Origin of the sequence: Streptomyces sp. NBC_00154 (assembly GCF_026342835.1) — a bacterium.
Classification (GTDB): Bacteria; Actinomycetota; Actinomycetes; order Streptomycetales; family Streptomycetaceae; genus Streptomyces.
Genome location: NZ_JAPEMI010000001.1, coordinates 7866889 through 7892557, shown reverse-complemented (window position 1 = coordinate 7892557; position 25669 = coordinate 7866889). Strand labels below are relative to the sequence as shown.

At 67.8% G+C, this 25669-nt stretch carries 20 protein-coding genes and 5 pseudogenes; 11 read left to right on the top strand and 14 right to left on the bottom strand.

Going from position 1 to position 25669, the window contains the following annotated elements:
* Window positions 1–83 precede the first annotated feature (83 nt).
* A pseudogene (locus tag OHA03_RS35775) lies at window positions 84–1529 on the bottom strand (IS1182 family transposase); the annotation flags it as partial.
* 125 nt (window positions 1530–1654) lie between these two features.
* On the opposite strand from OHA03_RS35775, the gene OHA03_RS35770 reads away from it, so the two are divergent.
* Both OHA03_RS35770 and OHA03_RS35765 read left to right on the top strand, forming a co-directional pair.
* Window positions 1655–3427, top strand: a complete 1773-nt coding sequence (locus OHA03_RS35770; protein ID WP_267007767.1) for a DUF4158 domain-containing protein — start codon at window positions 1655–1657, stop codon at window positions 3425–3427.
* On the top strand, window positions 3406–4686 hold the full coding sequence (locus OHA03_RS35765) for a transposase (RefSeq protein WP_267007766.1): 1281 nt from the start codon (window positions 3406–3408) through the stop codon (window positions 4684–4686). The genes OHA03_RS35770 and OHA03_RS35765 overlap by 22 nt, the downstream gene beginning before the upstream one ends.
* A 72-nt stretch (window positions 4687–4758) precedes the next feature.
* Here the strand turns inward: OHA03_RS35765 and OHA03_RS35760 are convergent, their stop codons facing one another.
* Entirely contained in the window at window positions 4759–6096 is a 1338-nt protein-coding gene (locus tag OHA03_RS35760) for an MFS transporter (protein WP_267007765.1), read from the bottom strand.
* Window positions 6093–6758: a transcriptional regulator gene (locus OHA03_RS35755; protein ID WP_267007764.1), complete on the bottom strand. Its 666-nt coding sequence runs from the start codon at window positions 6756–6758 to the stop codon at window positions 6093–6095. Before OHA03_RS35755 ends, OHA03_RS35760 begins: the two co-directional genes overlap by 4 nt.
* Before the next feature lie 299 nt (window positions 6759–7057).
* On the opposite strand from OHA03_RS35755, the gene OHA03_RS35750 reads away from it, so the two are divergent.
* Window positions 7058–7675, top strand: a complete 618-nt coding sequence (locus tag OHA03_RS35750; protein ID WP_267008274.1) for a recombinase family protein — start codon at window positions 7058–7060, stop codon at window positions 7673–7675.
* Between the two features lie 362 nt (window positions 7676–8037).
* On the opposite strand, the gene OHA03_RS35745 is transcribed toward OHA03_RS35750, so the two are convergent.
* Window positions 8038–9303, bottom strand: coding sequence for an IS701 family transposase (locus tag OHA03_RS35745; RefSeq protein ID WP_267007763.1), 1266 nt, complete (start codon window positions 9301–9303; stop codon window positions 8038–8040).
* Window positions 9304–9523: 220 nt separating this feature from the next.
* Between OHA03_RS35745 and OHA03_RS35740 the strand changes: the two genes are divergently transcribed.
* The 3 genes from OHA03_RS35740 (at window position 9524) to OHA03_RS35730 (ending at window position 11489) form a co-directional block, all read left to right on the top strand.
* Complete coding sequence (locus OHA03_RS35740; RefSeq protein ID WP_267005186.1) at window positions 9524–9931, top strand: helix-turn-helix domain-containing protein; 408 nt, start codon at window positions 9524–9526, stop codon at window positions 9929–9931.
* Window positions 9820–10602 (top strand): IS630 family transposase, encoded by a 783-nt coding sequence (locus OHA03_RS35735; RefSeq protein WP_267005185.1) that lies wholly within the window; start codon window positions 9820–9822, stop codon window positions 10600–10602. Before OHA03_RS35740 ends, OHA03_RS35735 begins: the two co-directional genes overlap by 112 nt.
* A gap of 377 nt (window positions 10603–10979) precedes the next feature.
* Window positions 10980–11489: a DinB family protein gene (locus tag OHA03_RS35730; RefSeq protein ID WP_267007762.1), complete on the top strand. Its 510-nt coding sequence runs from the start codon at window positions 10980–10982 to the stop codon at window positions 11487–11489.
* A gap of 31 nt (window positions 11490–11520) precedes the next feature.
* On the opposite strand, the pseudogene OHA03_RS35725 reads toward OHA03_RS35730, so the two are convergent.
* Window positions 11521–11811, bottom strand: a pseudogene (locus OHA03_RS35725) (IS630 family transposase); the annotation flags it as partial.
* A gap of 332 nt (window positions 11812–12143) precedes the next feature.
* Here OHA03_RS35725 and OHA03_RS35720 point away from each other — a divergent pair.
* Together OHA03_RS35720 and OHA03_RS35715 are read left to right on the top strand one after the other, a co-directional pair.
* A complete protein-coding gene (locus OHA03_RS35720) occupies window positions 12144–13394 on the top strand; it encodes a PP2C family protein-serine/threonine phosphatase (RefSeq protein WP_267007761.1) in 1251 nt (416 codons plus the stop codon).
* Between the two features lie 424 nt (window positions 13395–13818).
* Window positions 13819–14007, top strand: coding sequence for a hypothetical protein (locus OHA03_RS35715; protein WP_267008294.1), 189 nt, complete (start codon window positions 13819–13821; stop codon window positions 14005–14007).
* Between the two features lie 149 nt (window positions 14008–14156).
* On the opposite strand, the gene OHA03_RS35705 is transcribed toward OHA03_RS35715, so the two are convergent.
* The 4 genes and pseudogenes from OHA03_RS35705 to OHA03_RS35690 form a co-directional block, all read right to left on the bottom strand.
* Window positions 14157–15077: an IS3 family transposase gene (locus OHA03_RS35705; RefSeq protein WP_267007760.1), complete on the bottom strand. Its 921-nt coding sequence runs from the start codon at window positions 15075–15077 to the stop codon at window positions 14157–14159.
* A complete protein-coding gene (locus OHA03_RS35700; RefSeq protein ID WP_267007759.1) occupies window positions 15074–15382 on the bottom strand; it encodes a transposase in 309 nt (102 codons plus the stop codon). The genes OHA03_RS35705 and OHA03_RS35700 overlap by 4 nt, the downstream gene beginning before the upstream one ends.
* Window positions 15354–15764, bottom strand: a pseudogene (locus OHA03_RS35695) (MFS transporter); the annotation flags it as partial. The gene OHA03_RS35700 and the pseudogene OHA03_RS35695, both read right to left, overlap by 29 nt.
* 605 nt (window positions 15765–16369) lie before the next feature.
* The gene (locus tag OHA03_RS35690; protein WP_267007758.1) at window positions 16370–17551 is read right to left on the bottom strand and encodes a hypothetical protein; all 1182 of its coding nucleotides are present in this window, start codon (window positions 17549–17551) and stop codon (window positions 16370–16372) included.
* A 194-nt stretch (window positions 17552–17745) separates the two neighbouring features.
* On the opposite strand from OHA03_RS35690, the gene OHA03_RS35685 reads away from it, so the two are divergent.
* Window positions 17746–17940 (top strand): hypothetical protein, encoded by a 195-nt coding sequence (locus OHA03_RS35685; protein WP_267007757.1) that lies wholly within the window; start codon window positions 17746–17748, stop codon window positions 17938–17940.
* Window positions 17941–17958: 18 nt separating this feature from the next.
* Here OHA03_RS35685 and OHA03_RS35680 read toward each other — a convergent pair whose 3' ends face one another.
* A complete protein-coding gene (locus OHA03_RS35680; RefSeq protein WP_267007756.1) occupies window positions 17959–19314 on the bottom strand; it encodes a replication-relaxation family protein in 1356 nt (451 codons plus the stop codon).
* A gap of 847 nt (window positions 19315–20161) precedes the next feature.
* On the opposite strand from OHA03_RS35680, the gene OHA03_RS35675 reads away from it, so the two are divergent.
* Entirely contained in the window at window positions 20162–21430 is a 1269-nt protein-coding gene (locus OHA03_RS35675; protein WP_267008273.1) for an IS256 family transposase, read from the top strand.
* A gap of 49 nt (window positions 21431–21479) precedes the next feature.
* On the opposite strand, the gene OHA03_RS35670 is transcribed toward OHA03_RS35675, so the two are convergent.
* Window positions 21480–22376 (bottom strand): hypothetical protein, encoded by an 897-nt coding sequence (locus OHA03_RS35670; protein WP_267007755.1) that lies wholly within the window; start codon window positions 22374–22376, stop codon window positions 21480–21482.
* A gap of 649 nt (window positions 22377–23025) precedes the next feature.
* On the opposite strand from OHA03_RS35670, the gene OHA03_RS35665 reads away from it, so the two are divergent.
* The gene (locus OHA03_RS35665) at window positions 23026–23520 is read left to right on the top strand and encodes a GNAT family N-acetyltransferase (protein WP_267007754.1); all 495 of its coding nucleotides are present in this window, start codon (window positions 23026–23028) and stop codon (window positions 23518–23520) included.
* A gap of 24 nt (window positions 23521–23544) precedes the next feature.
* Here OHA03_RS35665 and OHA03_RS35660 read toward each other — a convergent pair.
* From OHA03_RS35660 to OHA03_RS35650, 3 genes and pseudogenes are all read right to left on the bottom strand, one after another.
* Window positions 23545–23652, bottom strand: a pseudogene (locus OHA03_RS35660) (IS5/IS1182 family transposase); the annotation flags it as partial.
* A 59-nt stretch (window positions 23653–23711) separates the two neighbouring features.
* Window positions 23712–23942, bottom strand: a complete 231-nt coding sequence (locus tag OHA03_RS35655) for a hypothetical protein (protein ID WP_267007753.1) — start codon at window positions 23940–23942, stop codon at window positions 23712–23714.
* Window positions 23943–24047: 105 nt separating this feature from the next.
* A pseudogene (locus OHA03_RS35650) lies at window positions 24048–25627 on the bottom strand (IS1182 family transposase).
* Between the last annotated feature and the right edge of the window lie 42 nt (window positions 25628–25669).

Below are 25669 nucleotides of genomic sequence, written 5' to 3'. Positions count from 1 at the left end.
CGAACCTGACCAAGCCCTACTAGAAGACTGCTGAAAATCTTGTTGTGGGGCTGCGCGGCCGTAGGCCGGGCAGCCCTTCGTGTCTATGCGAGGGCGGCGGTGAGGCGCCAGGTGCCGCTGGTCCGGGTGAGTCCGAGGTTGATCAGTCGGCGGAGGTTGAGGGCGGCGGCTCGGTGGTGGAGCCAGATGTTGTTGGCGATCACGCCGCGGTGAGGGACCCGGCGGTTGCCTTTGGCGACCAGCCAGGCGATGGCGCGTTCGACCGGGGGCCGCCATCGGCGGTATTCGTCCTGCCAGACCGGGTCGGTGGCGGCCTGTGCCCGGGCAGCGGTCAGCAGTTCGTGCTGGGGGTGGACGTTGAGGGTGCGTCCGGTCTTGGAGCTGGTGCAACGATCTCGCAGGAGGCAGTCGGTGCAGGCACGCTTGAACTGGGCGGTGCGGGCGCCGTCCGCTTTGATCTGTCCGAGGTTGGCGACGTGTCCTGCCGGGCAGGTCGCGGTGCCTGCGGCTGTGTCGATCTGGAAGTCGTCGATGGTGAAACCGCCGGGGACGGCCTGCCGCAACGGCGGCGGCTTGATCACCAGGGTGTGGCCGTCGGCCTCAAGACGCATCCGTAAGTCGCCGGTGCCATAGGCGGAGTCACCGAGCACGGTTAACTCACCCTGCTCCCCATCCAGCAGATCGAGGGCGACGGTGGCCTCGTGACTCTCGGCACCATAACCGCTGGTCAGGGCGACAGCGGTGAACAGGCCGATCTCCGGCTCGAAGGACGCATGCCCTTTGAACCCTTCGCTGTGGCGGGTGCGGTTCTTGTGGATGTGACGTGCGTCGGGATCGACGGTGGATACCGTCCGGTCCGCCACCGTGCGCCGGGCGATGCGCCAGCGGCCGTCGCGCCCGTCGGAGTCCTCGGCCGGCTCGACGTCCTGACCCGCGACCAGGGCCAGCAGGCCGACCGCGTTCGCCGCCTTCTCGCCCAGGTTCTGTTCGGGCAGGCGCCCGAGCAGGTTCAGGGCATCGGTGACCAGCGCGCCGACCAGCGCGGCACGGGCGGCCTCATCGTTCCAAGCGATCTTCGGTTTGCCCGGGTCGGTGTAGTCGTGCGCCGTCAACCACGCGGCCGCTGTCTCCTGGGCGCCGGGGACCTCGCGGATCACCCGGCGGATCGCGGAGATGATCTGGGTGACGGTGTCCTGGGTGGCCACCGCGTCATCGAGCACCGTGGAATCCAGCGCCCGCCGCTGCCTGCCCCTGAGCACCCCAGTCACGGCCACGACTTCCTTGACCCTGGTGAAGATCCGCATCGGATCGGCGGAGTTGCGCAGACGACGCCGGAAGTACGTCAACAGCGACGGATCGAAGGCCATGTCATACAACCCGAGCCCACAGGCCGCCTTCCACCGCAGGTCACACCGCAGTTCTTGAACCGTCTCGAAGTCCGACAGACCCTGCAGACTCTGCAGCACCACCGTCGCGGCCAGAACCTGCGGCGGCAGACTCGGACGGCCGTTGGACGACGGATACATGTCGGGGTGCCGGTAAGAACGCTGTCATCAGCCGCAAACGGCAGTGATCTTGCGGGCGTCACCCGTGTGGGTGAGTCCGGGGCCGTACGGCTGCGGTGGGTGAAGCTCTGCGAGGACGATCGGCGATCGTGGCCCGTACTCCGTTGGACCTGGATGAACTCGTCGAGCACTGGACGCTGTTGAAGGACGAGCAGGTGCTCGTGTCCGGCAAGCGCGGTGCGACGCGACTGGGCTTCGCCGTGCTGCTGAAGTTCTATACGCAGTACGCCCGGTTTCCCCGGAACCGGACAGAGCTGCCCGGTGAGGCCGTGGAGTTCGTCGCCCGTCAGGTGCAGGTTCTTGCCTCGGAGCTGGAGTCCTACGACTGGACGGGCCGCACGGTCGAGTACCACCGTGCGCAGGTCCGGGAGCACCTCGGCTTCCGTGAGTGCAGCGTCGCGGACGCGGAGAAGCTGACGGCGTATCTGGCTGAGCACGTCGCGCACAAGGAACGGAGGCCCGAGCAGGTCCGGGTGGAACTGCTGGCGCGCTGCCGCACGGAGAGCATCGAGCCGCCCACGCCGGGCCGGTGCGACCGGATTGTGGCGGCTGCCCTGCGGGCGGCCGAGGAGTCGCTGACGGCCCTGGTTTCCTCGCGGCTGACCGTGGAGAGCATCGAGCGGATCGTGGCTCTGGTGGCCGGCGCCGACCAGGACGACGCCGGACCCGCAGGTGGCGGTGGGGAGGGCGAAGACGCGCCGCCGATACTGGCAAAGATCAAGGAAGCGCCGGGCAACGTGAGCCTGGAAACGATGCTCACCGAGATCGACAAGCTCCTGGCGGTGCGGGCGATCGGCCTGCCACCGGATCTGTTCATCGACGTCGCGCCGAAGGTCGTAGCCGCCTGGCGGGCGCGAGCCGCAGTGGAATCGCCTTCTCACCTGCGGACGCACCCGGTACCGCTGGGGGTGACCTTGCTGGCCGCCTTGCTGCACGAGCGGGAACGGGAGATCACCGACACGCTGGTGGAGCTGCTGATCTCCACGGTGCACCGGATCGGGGCGCGGGCGGAGAAGAAGGTCACCGAGCAGCTCATCAACGCGTTCAAGAAGGTGTCGGGCAAGGAGAACATCCTCTTCAAGCTCGCCGAGGCGTCGCTCGGCGCCCCGGAGGGGACGGTCCGCCAGGTCGTGTTCCCGGCGGTGTCCGGGGGCGAGGCGACGCTGCGGGAGCTGGTGCACGAGTTCAAGACCCGGGGGCCGGTCTACCGGCGCACGGTGCAGACGACGCTGAAGGCGTCGTACACCAACCACTACCGGCGCGGGCTGATCAGGCTGCTGGACGTGCTGGAGTTCCGTTCCTCCAACCATGCTCACCGGCCGGTGATCGAGGCCCTGGCGTTGGTGGCGCGGTACGCGAACGCGGGGAACACGACGTACTACCCGCTGGGTGAGACGGTGCCGGTCCACAAGGCGATGGGCGGGGACTGGGCGGAGGTCGTGCACCGCACCGACAAGCGGGGTCGGCGCCGGGTGGTGCGCATGGTTTACGAGGTCGTGGCCTTCCAGGCTCTGCGGGATCAGCTCAAGTGCAAGGAGATATGGGTCGTCGGCGCCGACAAGTGGCGCAACCCGGATGAGGACCTGCCGCAGGACTTCGAGGCGAGGCGGGCGGAGAACTACCGGGAGCTGCGCAAGCCGCTGGACGCCGCGGTGTTCGTCGACGAGCTGCGCGGGCAGATGACGGCCGAGCTGACCCTGCTCAACGACCAGATGCCGAAGCTGTCCTGGCTGGACATCGCCGAGCGGAAGTCCGGGGCGATCCGGCTAACGGCGGCCGAGGCCCAGCCCGAGCCGCGCAACCTGCGCAGGATCAAGGCCGAGGTACAGAGGCGGGCATCGTGCCGCTGGTCGACATGCTGAAGGAAGCGGTGCTGCGGACCGGCTGCCTGGACGCGGTCACCTCCGTCTCCGGTGGCGGCAGCCTCTCGCCGGAGGTGCTGGCTGAACGCCTGCTGCTGGTGATCTACGCGTACGGCACGAACACCGGGATCAAGGCCGTGGCGTCCGGCGGCCACGGCCACACGGAGGACGAACTCCGCTACGTACGCCGCCGCTACCTGTCCGCCGAGGCCGCTCGTGCCATCGCCGTCCAGATCGCGAACGCCACCTTCGCCGCCCGCAGTACCGAGTTGTGGGGCCAGGGCTCGACTGCGGTCGCCTCCGACTCCACCCACGTGCGCGCCTACGACCAGAACCTCTTCACCGAGTGGCACTCGCGCTACGGCGGCCGCGGGGTGCTCATCTACTGGCACGTGGAGAAGAAGTCCCTGGCCATCCACTCCCAGCTGATCAACTGCACCGCCTCCGAGGTCGCCGCGATGATCGAGGGTGCCATGCGGCACGGCACCACCATGGACGTCGAGGCGAACTACACGGACTCGCACGGCCAGTCGGAAATCGGGTTTGGCATCACGAGGCTGCTGAACTTCGACCTACTGCCGAGGATCAAGCGGATCAACAAGGTGAAGCTGTACCGGCCGGTGGCCGGCGAACCGGACGCCTACCCGCAACTGACCCCGGCGCTGACCCGCCCGATCCGCTGGGAACTCATCGCCCAGCAGTACGACCAGATGATCAAGTACGCCACCGCGATCCGTACCCGCACCGCGTCCACCGAGGCGATCCTGCGGCGCTTCACCCGCAACGCCTCCCACCCCACCTATGCGGCGATGCTGGAGGTCGGCCGTGCCCAGAAGACCATCTTTGTGGCCCGGTACCTGCGGCTACGGGACCTCCAGCGGGAGATCGAGGAGGGCCTGAACGTCATGGAGTCCTCCAACGGCGCCAACTCTGTGATCGCCTACGGCAAGGGCGGGGAGATCGCCTCGAACCGGCGCGACGAGCAGGAGATGTTCGTGCTGTGCCTGCGGATTCTGCAATCGGCCCTGGTCTACGTGAACACCCTGATGCTTCAGGACATCCTCGGCGAACCGGAGTGGGCCGGGCTTCTCACGCCCGCCGATCGGCGCGGCCTGACCCCGCTGTTTTGGTCGCACGTGCGTCCGTACGGGGAGGTCAACCTCGACATGGACACCCGCCTCGACCTTGCTGCGGTCAAACTTCCGGGCCCCCGAGTTCCGACGGACGCCGCCGATCAGCAGTCATCTGAGCGTGCGTGAAGCGTGGGCGAGGTCAGAAGGAGCGGTGGGAGGGAGAAGGAAACCAGATGGTCCACCTCCCTCCCGTAAACGTCATGTCGCTACATTCGCACTGCCTTGTGAGGCGTCTTCCTTGGAATGCGGCTTCCGGACGCCCCGCCCACGCGTACGGTCCATCTCCCGCCACTCCGGCCGCAGTCCCGCCAGATTCGTGGTGAGGAAGTACGCGGCCCCGCAGACGAGCAGCACCGGCGCGAGTCCGACAGCGGCCACCGCCGACCCGGCGAGCAGGCCGCCGAGAGGGATACCGGCCCAGGACAGAGAGTCACCGAGGGCGTTGACCCGGCCCAGCATCCGGCGCGGCACTCGCTCGAAGAGGACGGCCCCCAGCACGGGGTTGATGAAGCCGGCACCGAATCCGCTGACCGCGAAGACGGCCAGTACCGCCCCCAGCGGGGCATCGAAGGCGAGGATCAGGAACCTCGGTGCCCCGGCCAGCAGGAACCCGGCGAAGAACACCATCCGCCGCCGCAGCCGGTGCGCGACCGCCGCGGCGATCAGGCTCCCGCCGACCGCCGCGGCCCCCATCACACTGCCCATCAGACCGATCGCGGCCGGCCCGTTGCCGGACTCTCTGGCCCAGACGGGGATGAGCACCGTGGTGATCGCCGCGTTCAGCAGGTTGGTGATGCCGATCGTGACAATGACGGTGAGCAGCAACGGCTCGCCGCGAAGGAAGGTGAAGCCCTCGCCGAATCGTCGCCAGTAGCCCGGTTCCGTTTCGTCGGCCTGTGACGGGGCTTCCACGGTTGGGTGCCCCATGCCGTGCGGCAGCGTGAGTTTGATGATCACCGATCCGAGGGCGAAGCAGCCCGCGTTGACGGCAAGTCCCGTCAGAGGACCGAGCAGCGCCACCAGGGATCCGCCGACCGCCAGGCCGATGGTGGAGGCGAGCCGTTCGGTCACGCCGGACAGGCCGGTGGCCCGTTCCAGCGGCACCCGGCCGTGCTCGGCCGCTTCCGGGACCATCACCTCCTTGGCCAGGTCGCCGGGGCCGCGGGCCGCGCCGATCAGCGCGACCAGAACCAGCAGGAGCGGAAAGGACAGCAGGTGCAGGGCGTGGAGCAGGGGAACCGCGGCGGCGGCGGTCGCGCTGGCCAGATCGGTGGTCCAGGAAACGGCCCGGGGGCCGATCCGGTCCACCAGTGGTCCGGTGAACGCCTTAACCAGCACGTAGGGGGTCATCTCACAGAAGGCGACCAGTCCGGTCTGGGTGGCGCTACCGGTCGTGACGAGGACGAACCAGGGCAGTGCCACGACGGAGATCCGCGTACCGGTGAGCGACACGGCCATGGCCGCCAGTACCCCGGCCAGCGGCCGTAAGGACCTCTTGCCGGGTATGCCGCCGGCCTCCGAGGCGTCGTCGGTCATGACGTCGGGCTTCCTTCCGCTTCCTGAGGGCCGGTAGGGAGCGACGACGCGGCAGGCACGTCCAGTTCGGGCAGGACCTGCGTGATCACGGCGACCCGCTCGGCTCCCTCGGGGGCACTCGCCGCCGCCTCTGGCGTATCCCGCCGGTAGCGGGCGATGACGGCCCTCAACTCCTGGCGCAGGGCGACGGCTTCTTCGGGCGTGAGCCGCAGGGCCCAGTCGCTCATGTCGAAGGTGCCATGCCACGCACGGGGCATCGTCTGCAGCTCGTTCAGCGTCTGCTGAGTGCGAAGGGTGTAAGTGGCGGCGACGGACTGCAGATACGCCAGCGCGGCCTCGGGCTCTTGATCGGCCAGATCCCGGTCGTTGATCTCCGTCGTCTGATGTACCGAACGCCACCAGCGCTCTCGCGCGTTGCCGCGTTCGGCATCCTCCTCGACGAAGCCGGCCGCGCCGAGCTGGCGCAGGTGGTAGCTAGCCGTCCCGGAATTCACGCCCAGCCGCTCGGCGAGGCGGGTAGCCGTCGACGGGCCGTACTTCCGCAGCAGCTCCACCAGCTGCACGCGCACCGGATGTGCCAGGGCACGCAGCCCCTTGGCATCCAGCACAATCGAGTCTTCTTCAGCCCTCGGGCCATCCGGCCTCTTCGATGCGTCGGTCATACCGCACACGTTAGACCGCAAAGAGTTCTTCGTAAAGGTTCCTTCGCGAAGAAGTCTTTGCGGTTTGCCTGCAAGGTGCCACTGCTCATCAACCGACCGATTGATGAGCAAGATCGGTAAGCTGCGGCGCGCGGCGGTATCGACGCCGGATCATGCCTATAAAACGGTGTCAGAAAGTCGATGTGCTCAAGAACCTGAGGAGCACCCTTTTCTGTACGATCTGGCAGGTGCAGCGACCCCAGGACGACGACACCGCCGATCTCCTCGCACCCGTTCCGGCCGTACGGGCCGGCAGCCTCGTGGGATACGCACGCGTGTCCACCAAGGGACAGTTGCTCGACCGGCAGATCCACGCACTCACCGAAGCAAGGTGCATCCGGATCTTCTCCGACAAGAAGTCCGGCAAGAACGCCGAACGCGATGAACTGTGTAAGGCCCTCGACTACCTGCGCGAGGGCGACACCCTCGTCGTCCCGTCACTGGACCGGCTCGGCCGCTCCATCCAGGACCTCATCGCGATCGTGTCCGGCCTGCGCAAGCGTGGCGTCGGCTTCACCTCGCTGCACGAGGCACTCGACACGACCACGCCCGGCGGGCGCCTGGTCTTCCACGTGTTCGCGGCCCTGGCGGAGTTCATCCGCGAACTCATCGTGCAGGGCACCAATGAGGGCCTGGACGCCGCCCGCGCCCGCGGCGCCCGACTCGGCCGCCCGCCGGCGATGACCGAGGAGCAGGTACGTCACGCCCGCGACCTACTCGCCCGCCCGGAGAACACCGTCACCTCGATCGCCAAGCTCCTCGGCGTCTCCCGCAACACCATCTACAACTACGTGCCCGAACTCAAGGGTGGTCGCCTCGCACTCGCTGAGGCGACGAGCACGCCGGAACTGCCCCAACCCACCAGGTCAGAGGACTGATCACCTCCGTTTGCGGCTGGTGACAGCGTTCTTACCGGCACCCCATGTCGGCGAACGTCCCCGGCGGGAACAGCGCTTCCCTATGCTCGGCCAGGAACGCGAACACGCTCCCTGCCGGGATCAACTCCCGGCAGGTCTCCCACACATCCGGCCCGACCGTCTCCCCAGCCCATTCCCCCTGCATGCCCACAAGACTGGCCTCGGCTCCACCAAGCCGGGGGCAGAACCCGAGATTTTCAGCAGTCTTCTAGTAGGGCTTGGTCAGGTTCGTATCGGTGTGGGTATGTTGCGGTGGCAGGTGGGGCAGGCACCGGTCCAGAGGGCGAGGAGTATCTGCAGCTCGCGGACGACCTGGTAGAGGCTCAGGCCGGCGCCGCGTCTTTTGGGGCCCGGGCCAGTCGTTGCAGGGTGCAGAAGGCGTGCGCGACGGAGACGAGGGTGACGTGGTGGTGCCAGCCGTTCCAGGTGCGGCCCTCGAAGTGGGCAAGTCCCAGGGCCTGTTTCATCTCCCGGTAGTCGTGTTCGATGCGCCAGCGGAGTTTGGCGAGCCGGACCAGCGTGGTCAGAGGCATGCCGGAGGGCAGGTCGGACAGCCAGAACTGCACCGGCTCGCTCTCACCGGCGGGCCATTCGGCCAGCAGCCAGCACTCCGGCAGTTCCGGGCCGTCGGTGGCCTGGCGGATCTCGCGTCCGGCAGGCCGGATGCGCAAGGCCACGAAGCGGGAGTACATCCGCTTGCGGCCCGAGCGGCCGGTGCCGGGCCGGGAGCCCTCCCGCCACTGCACCGGCCTGGCCGCCTTCCGGCCCGCCGCGATGACCAGCTCCTTCACCGGCCGCGGCTTGTCGGGATACTTCGCCACCGGCGGGCGTCCGGACCCCGAGTACGGCTCGGCCACCGGCACCGCGCCGGCGGGCTGGGCCGACAGCGTGGTGGAGATCCCCACCACGTAGTTCAGGCCGCGGGCCTGCAGTCCGTGCCGGAACGCGGCGGCATCGCCGTATCCGGCGTCCGCGACGGCCAGCGGCACCTCGATCCCCCAGGAGCGGGTCTCGTCGAGCATGTCCAGGGCCAGCTGCCACTTCTCCACATGCCCGACATCGTCCGGGATGCCGCAGGCGGCACGGCGGGCGACCTTGCCCGCATCGGCCTTCGGTGAGGCGGGATCCCATGTCCCGGGCAGGAACAGCCGCCAGTTGACCGCCGCCGAGGCGTGGTCGGACGCGAGGTGGAGTGAGACGCCGACCTGGCAGTTGGTGACCTTGCCCGCGGTGCCGGTGTACTGCCGCGACACACACGCCGACGCGGTCCCGTCCTTCAAAAACCCGGTGTCGTCGAAGACCAGGGCCTCCGGCCCGATCGCCTCCTCCATCCGCCAGGCCAGCTGGGCCCGGATGTGCGCGGGGTCCCAGGGGCTGGTGGTGATGAAGTTGGCCAGTGCCTGACGATTGCCGTCCTCCCCGAGCCGGGCGGCCATCGGCTCGACCGACTTACGCTGCCCGTCGGTCAGCAGCCCCCGCAGATATACCTGCCCCCACCGGCGCTGATCCTTTCGCGCAAACGGCTCGAACACCTCCGCCGCGAACGTCTCCAACTCGCCACGCACCACAGCAATCTCGTCCGGAGTCACACACTCTCAACGCCACACCGGACCTGCAGGACACGCACCACCACAACCGACCTGACCAAGCCCTACTAGTAGCGTGTCGCCGCTTAGTTATGGTGCACCTGACTGGGAGGTTGGTGTCTGGCAGATTCCTTCCCCTTTGCCAGATAGGACTGTTGTTGTGGGTTCGCAGAAGAAGCGGCCGGTCAGGTTGACCGCGCAGGATCGTGAGGAGCTGGTCCGAGTGACCACGACGGGTGTTCGTGGGGCCTCGATGATCATGCGTGCGCGGGTGCTGCTTGCACTGGACAGCTCGGTGGGTGAGGTGGACACCAAGGAGGCGATCGCGGCCCGGCTCGGTGTCTCCGGTGAGACGTTGCGGCTGGTCGCCAAGCGTTTCGCCGAGACCGGTGGCGATGTTCACGCCACGATCGCGCGGAAGAAGCGCGACCTCCCGCCGGTGCCCTCGCCGGTGACCGGCGAGGTCGAAGCCCGGCTGATCGCGATGGCGTGCTCACAGCCACCCCAGGGCTATGCCCGGTGGTCGCTGCGGCTGTTGGAGAAGCACGTCGCGCTGGTCGAGGACATCCCCGATCTGGACCACTCCACCATCGGGCGGGTCTTAAAAAAACGCAACTGCGTCCTCATCTGAGAAAGTGCTGGACCATCCCACCGCGAGCGAACGCGGAGTTCGCGGCCCGGATGGAAGACGTGCTGGCCATCTATGCCCGGCCCTACGATCCGGCACGTCCCGTGGTGTGCATGGACGAGAAGCCCTACCAGCTCCTCGACCATGTCCGCGACCCGCTCCCGGCCCGCCCTGGTCGCGATGCCTGCCAGGACAGCGAGTACATCCGCTGCGGCACGTGCTCGATCTTCGTGTGGGTCGAACCCCTTCGCGGGTGGCGTCGAGTCCAGGCGCTGTCCCAGCGGACCCGGATCGACTGGGCCGGCCAGGTCAAGCAGCTGCTGAGCGTGGATTACCCCGACGTCGAATCCGTGGTGCTGGTGATGGACAACCTCAACACCCACGGCATCGCCTCACTGTACGAGGCATTCGAACCAGAAGAAGCATTCGCCCTGGCCCAGCGCCTCGAGATCCATCACACGCCCAAACACGGGTCATGGCTCAACATCGCCGAGATCGAACTCTCCGCGCTGACCCGGCAATGCCTCGACCGCCGGATCGGTGACCTCGACAACCTCAACACCGAACTCTCGGCCTGGCAGAACGCCACCAACACCGACCAACGTCAGGTCGACTGGCAGTTCACCACCCACGACGCACGCATCAAACTGCGCCACCTCTATCCCAAAAATTAGCCGCGACGGTCTACTAGTGCGCTGACCGGCAAGGTTTGCCGGGTTGGCGGGTACCGGACGACGTGGCGCTGAGCGGCCGGGGCAGTCGACGTAGGAGAAGAGCCCGCAGCTGGCGCGACTACTTCTCGCAGGAGGTCATCGCGCACCGGAGGCATGTGGTGCTGGCGACAGAACTGGATCGGTGGGGGTTTGCGTAGGGCGAGCCTCGTACGTGCTCGGCCAGGTGTTGTCGTAGCCCCGGTGTAGCGTCCAGGCCGCAGATGATCTGCAGGAGACCGGAGGCGCGCGTTATGACGAGTGCAACAGGTACGACAGGAGAGCTGGGAGAGATAGCTGGCGGGGGCCCTGGAACGCCTCGCCGATCTGCGCACCCTGCGGTGAACGCCGAACTCGACGCCCTCAAGAGCGCTCTTGACCGCCAGCGCAATCACGTCATCGGAGTTCTCGAAGGGCTGTCGGAGGAGGATCTGCGGCGGCCGGTCCTGCCCAGTGGCTGGAGCTGTCTGGCGTTGCTGCGTCACCTCACCGTGGACGTCGAACGCTTCTGGTTCCGCGGGGTGATCGCTGGCGATCCGGATGTGGCCGGACAGCTCACTGCGGGCGCGGAGGCGCACTGGTACGTGCCCGAGGGGATGAGCGCCGAGCAGGTCTTCGCCGATTACCGGGCAGCCATCACGGCGGCGGACGCCGTGCTCGCCGCCACCGCGCTCGACCAGGAGCCGGCTGCTTGGCCTGTGGAGTACTGGCCGACCTGGCGACTGCCTGATGTGCGGCGCATTCTGATCCATGTGCTCACCGAAGTCGCGTGCCACAGCGGCCACTTGGACGCGGCACGCGAACTGATCGACGGCACCACGTGGCTCGGCGGTAACCCCTACGCCGGCTGATCCTGTGACCGGATGAGGTTCGCCGGGTTCCTCAGGCCGCGGAGGCGAGGGGGCGTCCGCCCCATCGGATGCCCTTCTCGCTGCGGATCCGGGCCCGCTCGCGGCGCTGGGCGGCGAGCACGTCGGGGTGGCGGGCGTTCTTGTTGCGCCAGCGCAGGTAGGCGTGCAGGGCCCGGGTCTGGACCGTGTGGTTGCGGTGGTTGGAGTTGGCGACGGTGAACTGCCGCAGAGGCCCGAAGTGGGCTTCGATCGGATTAGCCCAGGACGCGTAGGTCGGGGTGAAGCACAGCTCGACCCGGTTCTTCCGCGCCCAGTGCCGGATCAGTCTGTGCAGGCTCCGCGTACCCCCGACATGTCATGTCCATGTGCGCACGCATGAAGAATATTCGGTCGGGTGCGGTCAAGGGGTGCAGGCCAGATCTCCTTGCCTGCACCGGGCGCCGCCGCCCTTGCGGCAAACCCCACTGACTCAACCTCAGCCCGATACCAGTCCCGTTTGCACTGGTGGAGTGATTCACCGGCCACGGAAGCCCTCACAGCCGGTGAGCCAGGTAGCGGCGGCGATGATCAGGGGACGAGTTTCTGAGGCGATGGTCGATGCCTCACAAAGGTCAACGATTGCGGACGATCAGGTCAGAAGGGGCGGCTGCGGTTATGGAGGAACGTGAGCGGCGGCCCGGCAAGAAGGTGGTGGACCGGTCAGGGGGGTTCGGTGAGCGGCTCCTCGGTCTGCTGTTGGACCGTGCGCACGAGATGCCGCCGCAGTTGATCGCTCCGATGATCGCAGACGAAGTGGCCGGCATCGGTGGCCGCGACGTCTCGATCCTCCTGCAGGACTATGCGCGGGAGCTTCTGGTGCCGCTGCCGGGCCAGAGACTCCTTGTCGGCGAGCCCGAGGAAATCGCTGACTCTCCGGCCGGTACGGCGTTCCTGCGAGCCACCCCCGTCGAGGTGGCGCAGGCGGACGGCGTGCGGATGTATCTGCCGTTGCTGGACGGCAGCGACGAGGTGGGAGTGCTGGCCCTGACCCTGGACACCGTCGATGACGACGACCGGCGGCTGCTGCGCCGGCTCGCCAGTCTGGTCGCGGATATTGTGGTCACCAAGCATGCCTACACCGACCGGTTCTTCCAGGCCCGGCGCCGTGAACCGATGAGTGTGGCCGCGGAGATGCAGTGGTCCCTGCTGCCGCCGCTGACGATGTCCGTGCCGCAGGTCGCGGTGGGCGGGGCCGTCGAGCCCGCATACGACATCGCCGGCGACAGCTTCGACTACGCCCTCAACGACAACACCCTGCACGCGGCGGTCATCGACGCCATGGGCCACGGTCTGGACGCCGCCACCATGGCGACCGTCGCCGTCGGCGCCTACCGGCATGCCAGACGCGCCGGCATCAGCCTGGCCGACAAGTACCAGTACATGGACCAGGCCATCGCCGAACAGTTCGGGGCCGACCACTTCGTCACCGCACAGATGATGGAACTGGACATCACCACCGGCCTGTTCCAATGGGTCAACGCGGGCCACCCCGTACCGCTACTGATCCGGGAGAAGCAGGTGGTGCGCCAGCTGGAAGGCCCGACCACCCTGCCCGTCGGCCTCGGCGGCGCATGCCCCTCCCTCAGCGAGATCCAGCTCCAACGTGGCGACCGGGTGCTGTGCTACACCGACGGGGTGATCGAAGAGCGGAACGCAGACGGACAACCCTTCGGCGAGGAAAAGCTCATCGGTTGCGTCAACCAACTCGAACAGCAGGAAGGAGGAATGCGGGCCGAGGCGCTCCAGCTCTCCCACGCCCTGAAACAGGAACGCGGCGGGCACACCAGCGACGACGCAACCGTCTTCCTGATCGAATGGCGCGGGAACCCCGCCGACCACCCGCCGCCCTGCAGGACTGAAGCTTAGGCATTGCGCACAGCCTGCTCGAGGTCGTTGCGGTCAAGGGCCTCACTTTTGGCGTACCGCGTGATCGCTTCCTGCAGATCGCGCTCGCGATCACGCCACGCCCGCCATGCCGTCTCGTAAGTCGTCGTCTGCGGCAGGGCACAGCCGAGGTGCCAAGCCCGCATACAGAATGTTGGCACCTCGCCGAAGGGCGGGCGGCCAATGGAGTGAGAAACGCAGATGCCCCGGAATGGAGTCGCAGCTGTCCTTCCGTGGACGGTCAGAGTGTGATCAGGTGTCGCGGATGCTTCCCGCCCCCGGTCTGTCGGCATCCTGCCGGGGTCCCCAGGCGGTGCCTCACGGTGTCCTGGGGGCCGCACCGGCTTTCTGCACCTGACGGACCGCTCAACGGTGACCCCAGCGCAAAGGGGGTCGTTAGCTGGGCATGACCACGGTATCCACACCGCCCGCTCCGGGCACCAACCGCGCCGAGGAGACGGTCCGCCCGACCGGCACCGAACCGATCTACACCGCACTCGCCGCCGAATGGGCCGCAGCCGGACGCCTCATTCCCGGCCAGCGCGACCACGAATGGACCCGCCTGACCACCCGGAGCCCCCGACCCGGTCGGTAGACCCGCATGCTGATTTCTCTCCGGTCTCGACGACGCGCTCGATGACCCAGGCCGCACCGCGCACCGGCGCCAGTCGCAGGGTGGCGATTTGGGTCAACAGTCCCATAAGGACTCCTTATGAGGTTCCCCCGCTGTGCGGGGGTGGCTGACTAGCTGGTCAGGGCGGGTTGACGTGGTTTCAGGTTCACTGGTTCGGTCGCTGCCTGGTCGGCGTAGTGCTTCTCCTCGTACTCGATCGGGCTGAGGTAGCCGAGTCGTTTCTGGATGCGGCGGGGGTTGTAGAAGCCGTCGATGTACTCGAAGAGCGTGAGGTTCGCTTCGGCTCTGGTGGCGAAGACGCGGCCGCGGATGCACTCGGTCTTGATGACCATCCACAGGTTCTCCGCGAGGGCGTTGTCGAACGAGTCGCCGACCGTGCCCATGGATGCCTGGATCCCGGCTCTGACCAGGCGTGTTGTGAGCTTCACGGAGGTGTATTGGGTGCCGTGGTCCGCGTGGTGAATGAGCTCACCGGGCGTGACTTCGCGGCTGGCCAGGGCATACTCCAGCGAGGTCAGGACGAGGTCGGCGTCCGCACGTGCGGAGGTTTCCCAGGCCACGACCCGGCGGGAGAACGCGTCGCGGATCGCGGAGAGCCACAGGGGGCCCTCCAGAGTCGCGATCATGGTCAGGTCGGTGACCCACAGCCGGTTCGGCACGGCCGCGGTGAAGTCGCGTTGCACCAGGTCAGGAGCGAGATCGGCGTCAGGGTCGCGTCGGGTGAAGCCCTTGCCCCGGCGGGGACTGATCCCGGCCAGGCCGGCCTGGCGCATGAGCCGTTCGACGCGTTTGCGGCCGACGTGGACGCCTTCACGCCGCAGGACGGCGTGCACGCGGGGTGAGCCGTAGATCCCGCCGGAGTCGGCGTGGACCTGCCGGATCTTCCCTGTGAGTTCGGCGTCCTGGCGGCGTCGCTCGCATGGCTCCTTCTCGGCCTGGCGCCATCGGTAATAGGTGGAGGAGGGGATGGAGAGTTCCCGGAGTACGGGCTCGACCCCCAGGTGCGGGTGCGCATCGACGAGCGCGGTCACCTGGGCCGGGTCGGGTCGAGCTGGGCCGCGAAAAAAGCCGAGGCCGTCCGCAGGACCTCGTTCGCCCGCTTGAGCTGGGCATTCTCTTTCCGCAGGGCGGCCAGCTCCTCACGCTCGACGGTGGTGAGGATGTCGTCTCGCTCGCCGGTATCGGCCTCTGCCTGACGGATCCAGTTGCGCAGGGCCTCGTGGTGCACGCCGAGTTCCTCCGCCATGCGGCGGATCACAGGCTTCGGCTCAGCAGTCCGGTACATCCGAACCGCACGCTCACGCAACTCAAGCGGGTACTTCCTCGGGGCAGGCATCGTCTGGGCTCCTCTCATGAGACCCATCTGACCCTCTGTCACCCATCCCCGCATCTCGGGGGAACCTCATTACGACCTTGGGAGCGATATCAGCTCCCGGATCTGCCTGGCAGCCTGGGCCTCTGAGCAGCCACGGCGGCGTCCCCACGCGAAGGCTCACCATGGCCAGCAGCACGGCAGCTAACATCACGCAATCCCCGACAATCATCACCCGGCGGGCGCCGAATCGATCACCCACGGCACCACCCAACAGCAGCAGAACCGTGCGCGGAAGGTTGACAGCGGTCAAGACCAGAGCGGCCGTCGCACCGCCATGAGCACTGGCTGCCCAACCCAGGGCGAAGTACATGGCCGCATCGCCAAGGAACGAGGCACGGGTTCCGGCGAGCCAGACGAGATACGTCCGAGGGAGTGCCGACCGGGTCGAGACTGCCTATCAGAATCCAGTTGTGAAGCCATGGACGCTGACCGTAGCCACTGCCTCTGACATCAGCCCCGAGCCGCCTTCCGATCGCCACGCACACAAGACCAACCGGATGTAATCGGCCTCGCGTGGCAGCGCGCCGTCTCTCGAAGAGGCCCGTGTCAGGCGATCGTGCCGACATCGAACGTGAACGCGTAGTCAGGGTCCCCGACCCTGTCGACGGCTGCTGCGGAAACGAAACAACTGCGATCAGACCCGCCCCACAGCCTCACCGCATGGGAACAGTCACCTCCACAGCCGACCCACCTCGCACTGGTCAGAAATCAGCAGCCGCCTGGTCACCTCATGACAGCGGAACTGCCCGCAACCGTCCCCATGCGGCCAGGCACCCAGCACCCCCGCCCCTCTGACGCCCACCCAATGCCATCAGCCCGCCCACTCACACTGGGAGTAGGCACTGTGACCGAGCAGGACTGCCCTGCCCGGCTGCCGCCGCTCGAACGTCCACAAGACGGTGTCCTATGTGGCGAGGCGGGTGGGGCTTCGACATGGGCTGTTCAGCTTCATCGAGGGATGATCAAATCGGTGAGTTGCCCCGCCGTTGGCATCCGACCGCGGTTGAAGACGACCGCGACAAACAACACCACCACCGGCAGCACAGGAACGAGTGCGGCCTCGGGCAACCCGAGGACGGCCGCACAAGCCATGACCAGCACGACCACGAGCCCCACCACGACCATCCGCAATCGCTCCCTCGGCGCGGCCGGATCCACACCGGCGAGTTGATCTGCGTCGAGAAGGTCGTCGATGCGGCCCTCGGCGTAGCGTTCGGCGATGGTCAACAGCATCACGGTGAGGTCTTCAAGGGCGCGGCCGGGCTCGGAGTCCTGGCGCGCTTCGGCCCTACGCAGCGCGCCCACCACCAGTGCGGCATGCGCCTTGAACTGCCGCTCGTTGTGCCGTCTGGCTCTGGCGCGGCAGGTGCGATGGGCTCTCCAGATAGCTTGCTCAACCGGTTGCATGGAAACTCGCGGGATCTGGCAGTCCGGCTGCGTTTCCTCCCATCGACGGAGAACTGTGGCGCATTGAGCTGCGACCGTCAGCAGTGCAACGATTGGCCAACAGCGCCGGTACTCCTTTCGTGCACCCTCCCTGTCCGGGTACTCAGCGAGGGCCTCCAGGTCATAGGCGGCATGCGTCGCGGCGCTGCCGGTGCTGGTCAGGGTTGTGCGCCTGAGGAGTAGCACTTCGGCGACCAAGAACAGGGCGACGGCCAGTAAGGTCGCCACTTTGCCGATCGCGCCAAAGCCCCAGGTGCGCACCGACATTGGCACAGCCACAATGCTGCTGAGCAGTTTCTGCACCACGCCAGGCTTCGGTCCCGGATCCGCGCTCAACCGCAGATGCTCCCAGTCCGCCATGCCGTCGACGTTCAACAAGACGAGTAGCAGCAAGCCAAACCGGAGTGCCTTGATTGGCATGGCCAGGGGCAGAGCACGCCACCACCGCACGACGTACCGAGGGGCCAATCCGTGGCCGTCGACCCGATCTCGTATCCGAGGCGGCAGCAGCAGCATCTGGAACAAGAGCGGAGCGGCTCGACGCACCCCCGAGGCGACGCGCAGTCGCTCGAAGCGCTCCAAAGCCCGCAACCACCAGCGCTGAACCGGTCCGGGAATGAGGAGCAGAGCGATCGCAACCCCGAACACCAGCTCGATACCCACGACGAGATCACCGATCAACACATCGGCAGTCTCGCGTATCCCACCGACAACGACGCCCGAAACGCGATGAACCCGGCGACGAGCTCCGCCAGGCTCCGCTCCCCGCAGCCGACAACACCGCCGCTGAGGACATCGACGATGCTCTGGCCCGGGCGCTCGCTGACGCGGAACGGCACCCCACTGACACGACAGCGGTACGGCGCCTGGTCGACGAGATGGTCGCGGCCGGCGGAAAGCTGGGCCAGACCGCTCTCGAACTCGCCCCGGCCTACCTGTCCGACCAGGAAGCCGCCGACACGGTCCTCGCCCGGTACGCCGACGACATCGGCTGCGACGTCGAAACCATCCTCGCCACACGCCGCTACGCCCTCACCGGCGACCGCCGCGCACTCGAAGGCACCTGGATCTGACACCCCCACCGCGGACGGCTACGTGCGGCGCAGGCGGGCCAGGATTCCGTTGGTCTCGGCGGCCTCCGCAGCTGAGACCGCCCGTTGGGCCGTGGGCGGCTGCTGGGGCTGCTGACTGTCCGTGATCTTGCGGCAGACCGTGCACGGGCTGCCTGTGGCCACTGGCTCGCCCCCGCCGGGGTAGACCAAGCCACCGCAGGACGGGCACACCCACTTCCCCGCCTCCCGGCGGGAAAGCTCCTCCTCCCGCTCCTGCCGACGGCGCTCCTCCTGGGCTTCGCGCTCCACGCTGCGCTGGTCTTCGCGGGCGCGGTACTCATCTTTGGTGCCGGTATTGGTGAGGGCGTCGGTGATCGGCTGCCAGTCGCTGTGCCCGAACCGCCACCACACCGGCCCGTGGGGGCCGTGGGTGCGGAGCTGGTCGAGGTGGGTCGCGATGACGGGGACCGTGCCGGCGTGGTCCCACCAGCCGTCGTCCTCCGTGTCCTTGGGTGACCAGCCGTGCGGGTTCTGCCAGCGGGGCTGCCAGCAGGTGCGGGACAGGTCGCGGATGGTCTTGATGCGGTTCATCCGCGCCTGCGCGCCGACGTCCTTCGTGAACACCAGGGCGACAGGCGGGAAGCCACCGCGGCCGGAGTCGTCCCACAGCGTCGACCACAACGGGACGTCACGACCGCGGTCGTTCTTGACCTGGCGCCGGAAGAATCGTTGGTACCGGTCGATCTTCGCGGCGACGACCGCTGCGGGTTCGGTGTGGTTGTCGACCTCCACGAACAACACCGGCACCAGGTCCTCCGGCGCCGTCAGCACCGCATCCGCACGCAGGCTGCCCCTCGCGGGGGTCGTGAACGTGCCCGTGACCGGAAGGGCGACTTCGGTCTCCCAGCCCCGCAGGTGCCCCAACCCGCGCGGCCGGACCGGCAGGACGCGGTCTGGGGCGGGGCGGGTGGTGCGGCGAGCGACGGGTTTCGTCGGCAGGGGTGGCGACTGGCGGAACGCGTCGATCGTGTCCGTCACCGCCAGAGCGTGCGCGGCGCCGGCCTTCGCCGCGTCCCTCGCGGTACCGCCCATCTCCCGCACCGGCCGCCCCAGCTCGGACGCGGCCGCCGCGAGCCCGGACGTTGTCAGGTTCCACAAGTCCCGCCGCACCGGCCGCCCGTTCGCCCCGAGGCTGGACGTGCGGCCCACCGACTCCATGAGCCCGGCGTGCCGCAGGTCCTTGCACGCGTTACGCACCGTCTGCAGATCCGCGGTCCCCGGCAGCACCAACTGCCGCAACTGCTCCGCCGTCGCGACCTTCACCACCCCCAACGCCAAAAGCACCAGACCCCGCGCCCTGGCCGTCGAGTTGTACGGCCACTCCGCCCTACCCATCCCGCTCCCCATCCCTCGTCCGGCACCACGGCGGACAGCCCGACCGCCCGCAGCCGGCTGCCCGCGCCGCCGCGTCTTCTCAAGTCCCCTTCACCGACAACGAACAGTCGGTAAAGGGGTGTCGGACCGGCGGGCAAGCCACGAACCAGGCACTGACCAGCACGGCAACCGGTCACCCCGTCAGTGATCACTGTAGGGCAGAGTGTAGGGGCGACTGTAGGGGAGGCTGTAGGGAAAAACGCAAGGCCCGGACAGGCTTGCCCAACTCACCGGCCACCGGCCACCGGCCACCGGCCACCGGCCACCCGGAACGCGAGCAGTCGTGGTGAGTAGCGGGCAGTCCGTTCGATAGTGAGGACAGAGACCGGCAGAGCTCCGGTGCTCCACCGCACACCACTCACCACTCACCACGCCCAACGAGCGACCAGACACCAGCAGAAGAGACACCGCTGCGGCCCAACCAGGTGACGGACACGCCGCCCACTCGCGCGTCACCGCCCCGACACCCCACCCAGCGCCGAGAGTGAATCAGCAGCGCCCAGGCCCCCCACCCTGAATGGCGCCAGCCCCGAAGCTCCCGGGACGGCGCCTCGACACCGCCGTCCCGAGAGCCACGGCACTCACGACTGGTAGGCGGGCGACCTTCGCCAGCCGCACCGCCGACCGGCCGTGGTGACTCCCCGAGAATGACGTCAGCGGCGACTGTGCGGGAGTGTCATGAATCAGGTGTGTGCTTCCCCGAAGGAGTCACCTGATGAGTACGACGACGGATCACCTGATCGAGGCCGCTGACGGTGTGTCGCTTGCCGTGGCTGGTGAGAGCATCGAGGGTGCCGACGTGAAGTCGATGCCGGTATCCGAGAACGGTCTGTCCAGCGAGCTGCTGGAGGAGCTGGCCGCGCTGGCGGCCGAGAAGGTGCGCCTAGGAGGGCTGCGGTTGATGGGCGAGGGCGGGCTGCTGCCCGAGCTGGCCCAGCATCTGATGCAGGCCGCCCTGGAGGCCGAGATGGATGTGCATCTCGCGGCGGAGGCCGGGCGGGCCGGCGGCCGCGGTTCACGCTCGGGCGGCAACATGCGTAACGGCTACCGGGCCAAGAAAGTCATGACGGAGGTCGGCACGGTGACCGTGCAGGTCCCCCGGGACCGCCTGGGCACCTTCACCCCACGGTTGTTGCCCAAGTACGCCCGCCGGACGGGTGCGCTGGACGAGATGGTCCTGTCGCTGACCGCGAAGGGCCTGACCTCCGGCGAGATCGTCGCCCATCTCTCCGAGGTGTACGGGATGACGACCACAAAAGAGACCGTCTCCACCATCACCGACAAAGCTCTGGAGTCGATGGCGGAATGGCGCACCCGCCCGCTCGACGCGGTCTATCCGGTGGTCTTCATCGACGCGATCCACGTCCGTATCCGCGACGGGCACGTCGCGAACCGACCCGTCTATGTGGCCATCGCGGTCACCGCCGACGGCTACCGGGAGATCCTGGGACTGTGGGCCGGCGACGGCGGCGAGGGCGCCAAGTACTGGCAGACCGTCCTGACCGAGATCAAGAACAGGGGCGTCCGCGATGTGTTGATGCTGGTCTGCGACGGCCTCTCCGCCCTGCCCGACGCGGTGAACACCGTCTGGCCGCAGACCGTGGTGCAAACCTGCATCGTCCACCTCATCCGCGGCAGCCTGCGCTACGCGTCCCGCCGCGACTGGGCCGACGTCGCCCGCGACCTCAAGCCCGTCTACACGGCCGTCAACGAGGAGCAGGCCCGGCAGCGACTGGCCGACTTCGACGGCACATGGGGCAAGAAGTACCCGTCGATCACCGGGATCTGGGAACGGTCCTGGAGCGAATTCGTTCCCTTCCTCGGCCTCCCGGACGCCATCCGCCAGGTCGTCTACACCACCAACGCCATCGAGTCGCTGAACGCCCGATACCGACGCGCGGCCCAAGCTTGCGGACACTTCCCCAACGAGACCGCCGCCCTCAAGCGCCTCTACCTGGCCACCCTCGCCCTCGACCCCACCGGACGCGGCCGCCAGCGCTGGAACAACCGCTGGAAGAGCGCGCTGAACGAGTTCGACCTCCTCTTCGACGGCCGCCTCACCGCCGGACGGGTGTAGACCAATCAGCCCACCGAAGAACCTGTAGGCCAATCAGACGAATCACACCTCATTCCTGATAGACCCGACTGTGCTGCTGGAACTCGTCGTAGAGACGGATGATCCTCTTGAGAAGTTCAGGGTGATCGGTCAGGTCTACGTGGCGGGGGTTGGCGGCGTAGCTGAGGAGTCCGAGCATGCGATGCAGGATGTCGGTTTCCTGCTGCTCAAGCTGCCATTTCTCGTCTCCGAGACCATGTCGTTCGGGGCTGAGGTGCTGTTCCGGTGCGGCGCAGAGGCGCAGGTGTTCGGCGAGGCATTCCTTCAGGGCACCTGGCCAGGCCATGTGCATGGGTTTCGGCCGGGCGGTGTCGGTATTGACCGGTGCGGCCATGAGCGTGGCTTCCTGCGATGTGTCGGCGCGCTGTTGGAGGTCCGGGATGGCAGTGAGGGCCTCGGCTGTCGCACGGATCGTGCGGGCGTGTTGCCAGGCCCACTTCCGTTCGGTGCGCCGGCCCCGGCGCTCGCGGACGTCCTCGACTCGTTCGCTCTGGGTGCGGGGCAGGCTGCCATCCGCGTGCGGGTGGGCGCGGCTGAGCTGGAGGTGGCGTCGTTCAGCCGACTGCCGGTTGCTCATCTCAAGGGCGTCGGCGATGCGGGCCCAGGTGATCCGTTGCGAGCGGGCCAGGGTGATGAGCATCAGTTCGTCGGTATCCAGCTTGTTGCGCAGCGAGCGGATCACCAGGAGGGCGGCGAGTACGTCGGTCTCGGACGCGGCCGGCTGCAGCAGGCCTTGGGCACGCTGGGCGATCTGGTCGTAGCGTCGCGCGATTTCCCCTAAGCGCTTGTTGCTGTAGGAGCCGTAGGAGGTGACGCGGCGGATGCCACCGGGGTTTTCCAGCATGTGCGACCAGGCGCGTTCGCGGTCGAACTCCGCTTCGGGGCGCTGGTTGCGTGTCGTCTTCAAGACGACTCCTTTCGTCGTCCGCAAGACGACACTCTCTGCAGATGTCGACGTCTGGCTCGGCGGCCGGTGCCCAGGATCGTCCGCACAGACGAGGACGACAGACGCTCCGGTGCCGGGGCCGGCTCTTCGGGAACCTTCTGCCAGGGCCTGCGGCGCCACAGCGTGCGCAGCGCTCCCGTGACCACCAAGGTGACCGCGAAAAGCGTGGTGGCTATGTACTGGGCAGTGGCGTCCTGCATGACGGAACTCAGCATGGTGGTGTCAGCGCACGTCATGAACGTGCGCTTCGCTCCTCACGGAAGTCGGTCGGAGCCGGGCTCCCCCTTGGCGGACGTACACGTGGTTCGAGGGTGTACTCGCGTTGCCAGAAACGAGGCTCGGCTTGGCCGCGGTGAGCGGCCGGTGGCTCACGAAAGTCTGCCGGGCAGTTCCAGTGGCATGTGCCGGTCCCGGCCCTGGCCGCTGAATCCGCCACCCTTCGCCATACATCGCAAGGGACGTACCTGACTTTTCGACCGTCGCGAATGTCGTCTTCCGGATGCGCGCCCCAGCTGTCCGGCGGATCTCCTCACGTCGAATCCCGTTGCCTGCCCCGTCGATGGACGCTTATCGTCGGCCGCCCCGTCTCGCTCCCGACCGAAGGCCGCCAATGCCCGTCCGTCCCGCCATCGCCCGCGACACCGACTTCCTCTGGCGCGTCCTGCTGGAGGCGTACAACTGGAACGGCGAGCAGCGGTTCACTGTCGAGCAACTCGTCATCGACCCGTACGCCGCGCGCTACCTCGTCGGCTGGCCCCGCAAGGGCGACTTCGGGGTCGTCAACGAGACCGACGCCGGCGAGCCGGTCGGCGCGGCCTGGGCGCGGTGCCTACCCGAGGACGAGCCCGGGTACGGCTTCGTCACGCCGGACGTCCCCGAGCTGACCCTTGGCGTGCTGCCCGGACAGCGCGGCCGCGGACACGGCCGGGCGCTCATGGAAGCGCTGATCCAAGCAGCCGGCGAGCGGCCGATTGATCGCCTCAGCCTCAGCGTCGAGGACGGCAACCCCGCCGTACACCTCTACACATCCCTCGGCTTCACCTGGGTCGGGCGCAACGGCGGTTCCGACACGATGCTCTTGGACGTCCGGACCCGCACCCCCTAGGAAGGGGCTACCGGCGGATCACGGTCTGAGGTAGCGGCGGTTGCAGAGAGAGCTATAGGCCTTGTCGCCAATCACGTGGTCGGGTCGACCTCGCCAGCCTGATCGGTCGCCCAGGGCAGGTACCGCGAGACGCGCCCGGGCAAACCAGTCTCATGGCGGTCCGCAGCGACCACCGCCCCGTCCGTCTACTGTCACATCTCGATCGCTCTCACCACCGCCTGTCCAAGTTGGGTCGCACCGGTGCCGACCGACAGAAGTCCGTTCATGGTGTCCACCCATGTCCTGAGCTTTTCGAGCAGTCCAGTCCTCTGAAGTGTCTCGGCAGCTTCGGGCCGGCGGTTCACCGTGCCGACAATGGCGTCCAGCTGTTCCTCGATCAGAGCACGCCCCCCAACGCGTACGAGCTGGACGGCCTCAAGCATCTTGCGGAGGTGAGCGAGCAGGAGCAGCCGTACGCCAGCATCTAGAAGATCACTGAAAATCTTGTGTGAGGGGCCGTTCGACGGTGGGCCGGGCGGCCCTTTGTCTTATGCGTGCGCGGTGGTGAGCGTCCAGGTGCCGTTGGTGCGGGTGAGTCCGAGGTTGATCAGGCGGCGGAGGTTGAGGGCGGCGGCTCGATTGTGGAGCCAGGTGTCGTTCTTGATGACGCCGCGGTAGGGCACGCGGCGGTTGCCTTTGGCGACGAGCCAAGCGATGGCGCGTTCCACCGGGGGTCGCCAGCGGCGGTACTCGGCCTGCCAGCCGGGGTCGGTGGCGGCCTGGTCGCGGGCGGCTTTGAGCAGGTCGTACTGGGCGTGGACGCTGAAGACGCGGCCGGTCTTGGAGCGGGTGCAGCGGTCCTTGAGGGGGCAGGTGGCGCACAGTTTCTTGAACTGGGCCTGGCGGGCGCCGTTCGCCAGTGGTCGGCCGAGCCCGACGGTATGTCCGGCGGGGCAGGTGACCTGGCCCCGCTCGGTGTCGACGGTGAACTCGTCGGCGGTGAACCCGCCAGGGACCGCCGGTTTGAGCGGAGGCGGCTTCAGGACCAGGGCATGGCCCTGATCCTGGAGGTGTTCACGCAGGTCACCGGTGCCGTAAGCGGCATCGCCCAGGGCAGTGACCTTCGTCTCCTCTTCGGACAGGAGGTCGCGAGCGACGGCGGCCTCGTGGTTGTCCGCGCCGCTTCCGGCGGTCAGGGCGACGTCGGTGAACAGCCCCGCCTCGGCTCGAAGGCCACATGGGCGCGAAAGCCCTCCTGGTGACGGGTCCGGTTCTTGTGGATGTGCCGCGCCTCGGGGTCGACCGTGGACACCGTGCGGTCGCGGACCGTGCCCTGGGCGATGCGCCAGCGCCCGTCGCGGCCGTCGGAGTCCTCAGCGGGTTCCACGTCCTGGCCCGCGACCAGGGCCAGCAGCCCGAGCGCGTTCGCCGCGGCCTCCCCGAGCTCCTGCTCGGGGAGGCCGCCCAGCAGGTTCAGCGCATCACGGACCAGGGCGTCGACCAGGTCGGCGCGGGCCTGCTCGTCGTTCCACGCGATCTTCGGCTTGCCCGGTTCGGTGTAGTCGTGCGCGCTGCACCAGGTGGCGGCGGTCTGCTCCGCGCCGGGGACCTCGCGGATGACCCGGCGGATCGCGGCAACCAGTTGCGTGACGGTGTCCTGGGTGGCGACCGCGTCGTCCAGCACGGTGGAGTCCAAAGCCCGCCGCCGCCGGCCCTTGAGGACGCCGGTGGCCGCCACGACCTCCCTGACCTTGTGGAACAGCCGGTTCGGGTCACCAGAGCGTTGCAGGCGGCGGCGGAAGTAGGTCAGCAGCGAGGGATCGAACGCGGTGTCGTGGAGCCCCAGCCCGCACGCCGCCTTCCAGCGCAGGTCACAGCGCAGTTCCTGCACCGTCTCGAAGTCGGACAGCCCGTGCAGGCTCTGCAGTACCACCGTCGAGGCCAGCACCTGCGGCGGCATGCTGGGACGCCCGTTCGTGGAGGGGTACATGTCCGCGAACATCGACCCCGGGAACAGCGCCTCCCGGTGCTCGGCCAGGAAAGCGAACACACTCCCGGCCGGGATCAACTCCCGGCAGGTCTCCCATACATCCTCGCCGACGCTCTCCTCGGCCCATTCCCCCTGCATACACAGCAGTCTGGCCCCGCGTCAGCACACGCGAGGCCAGAA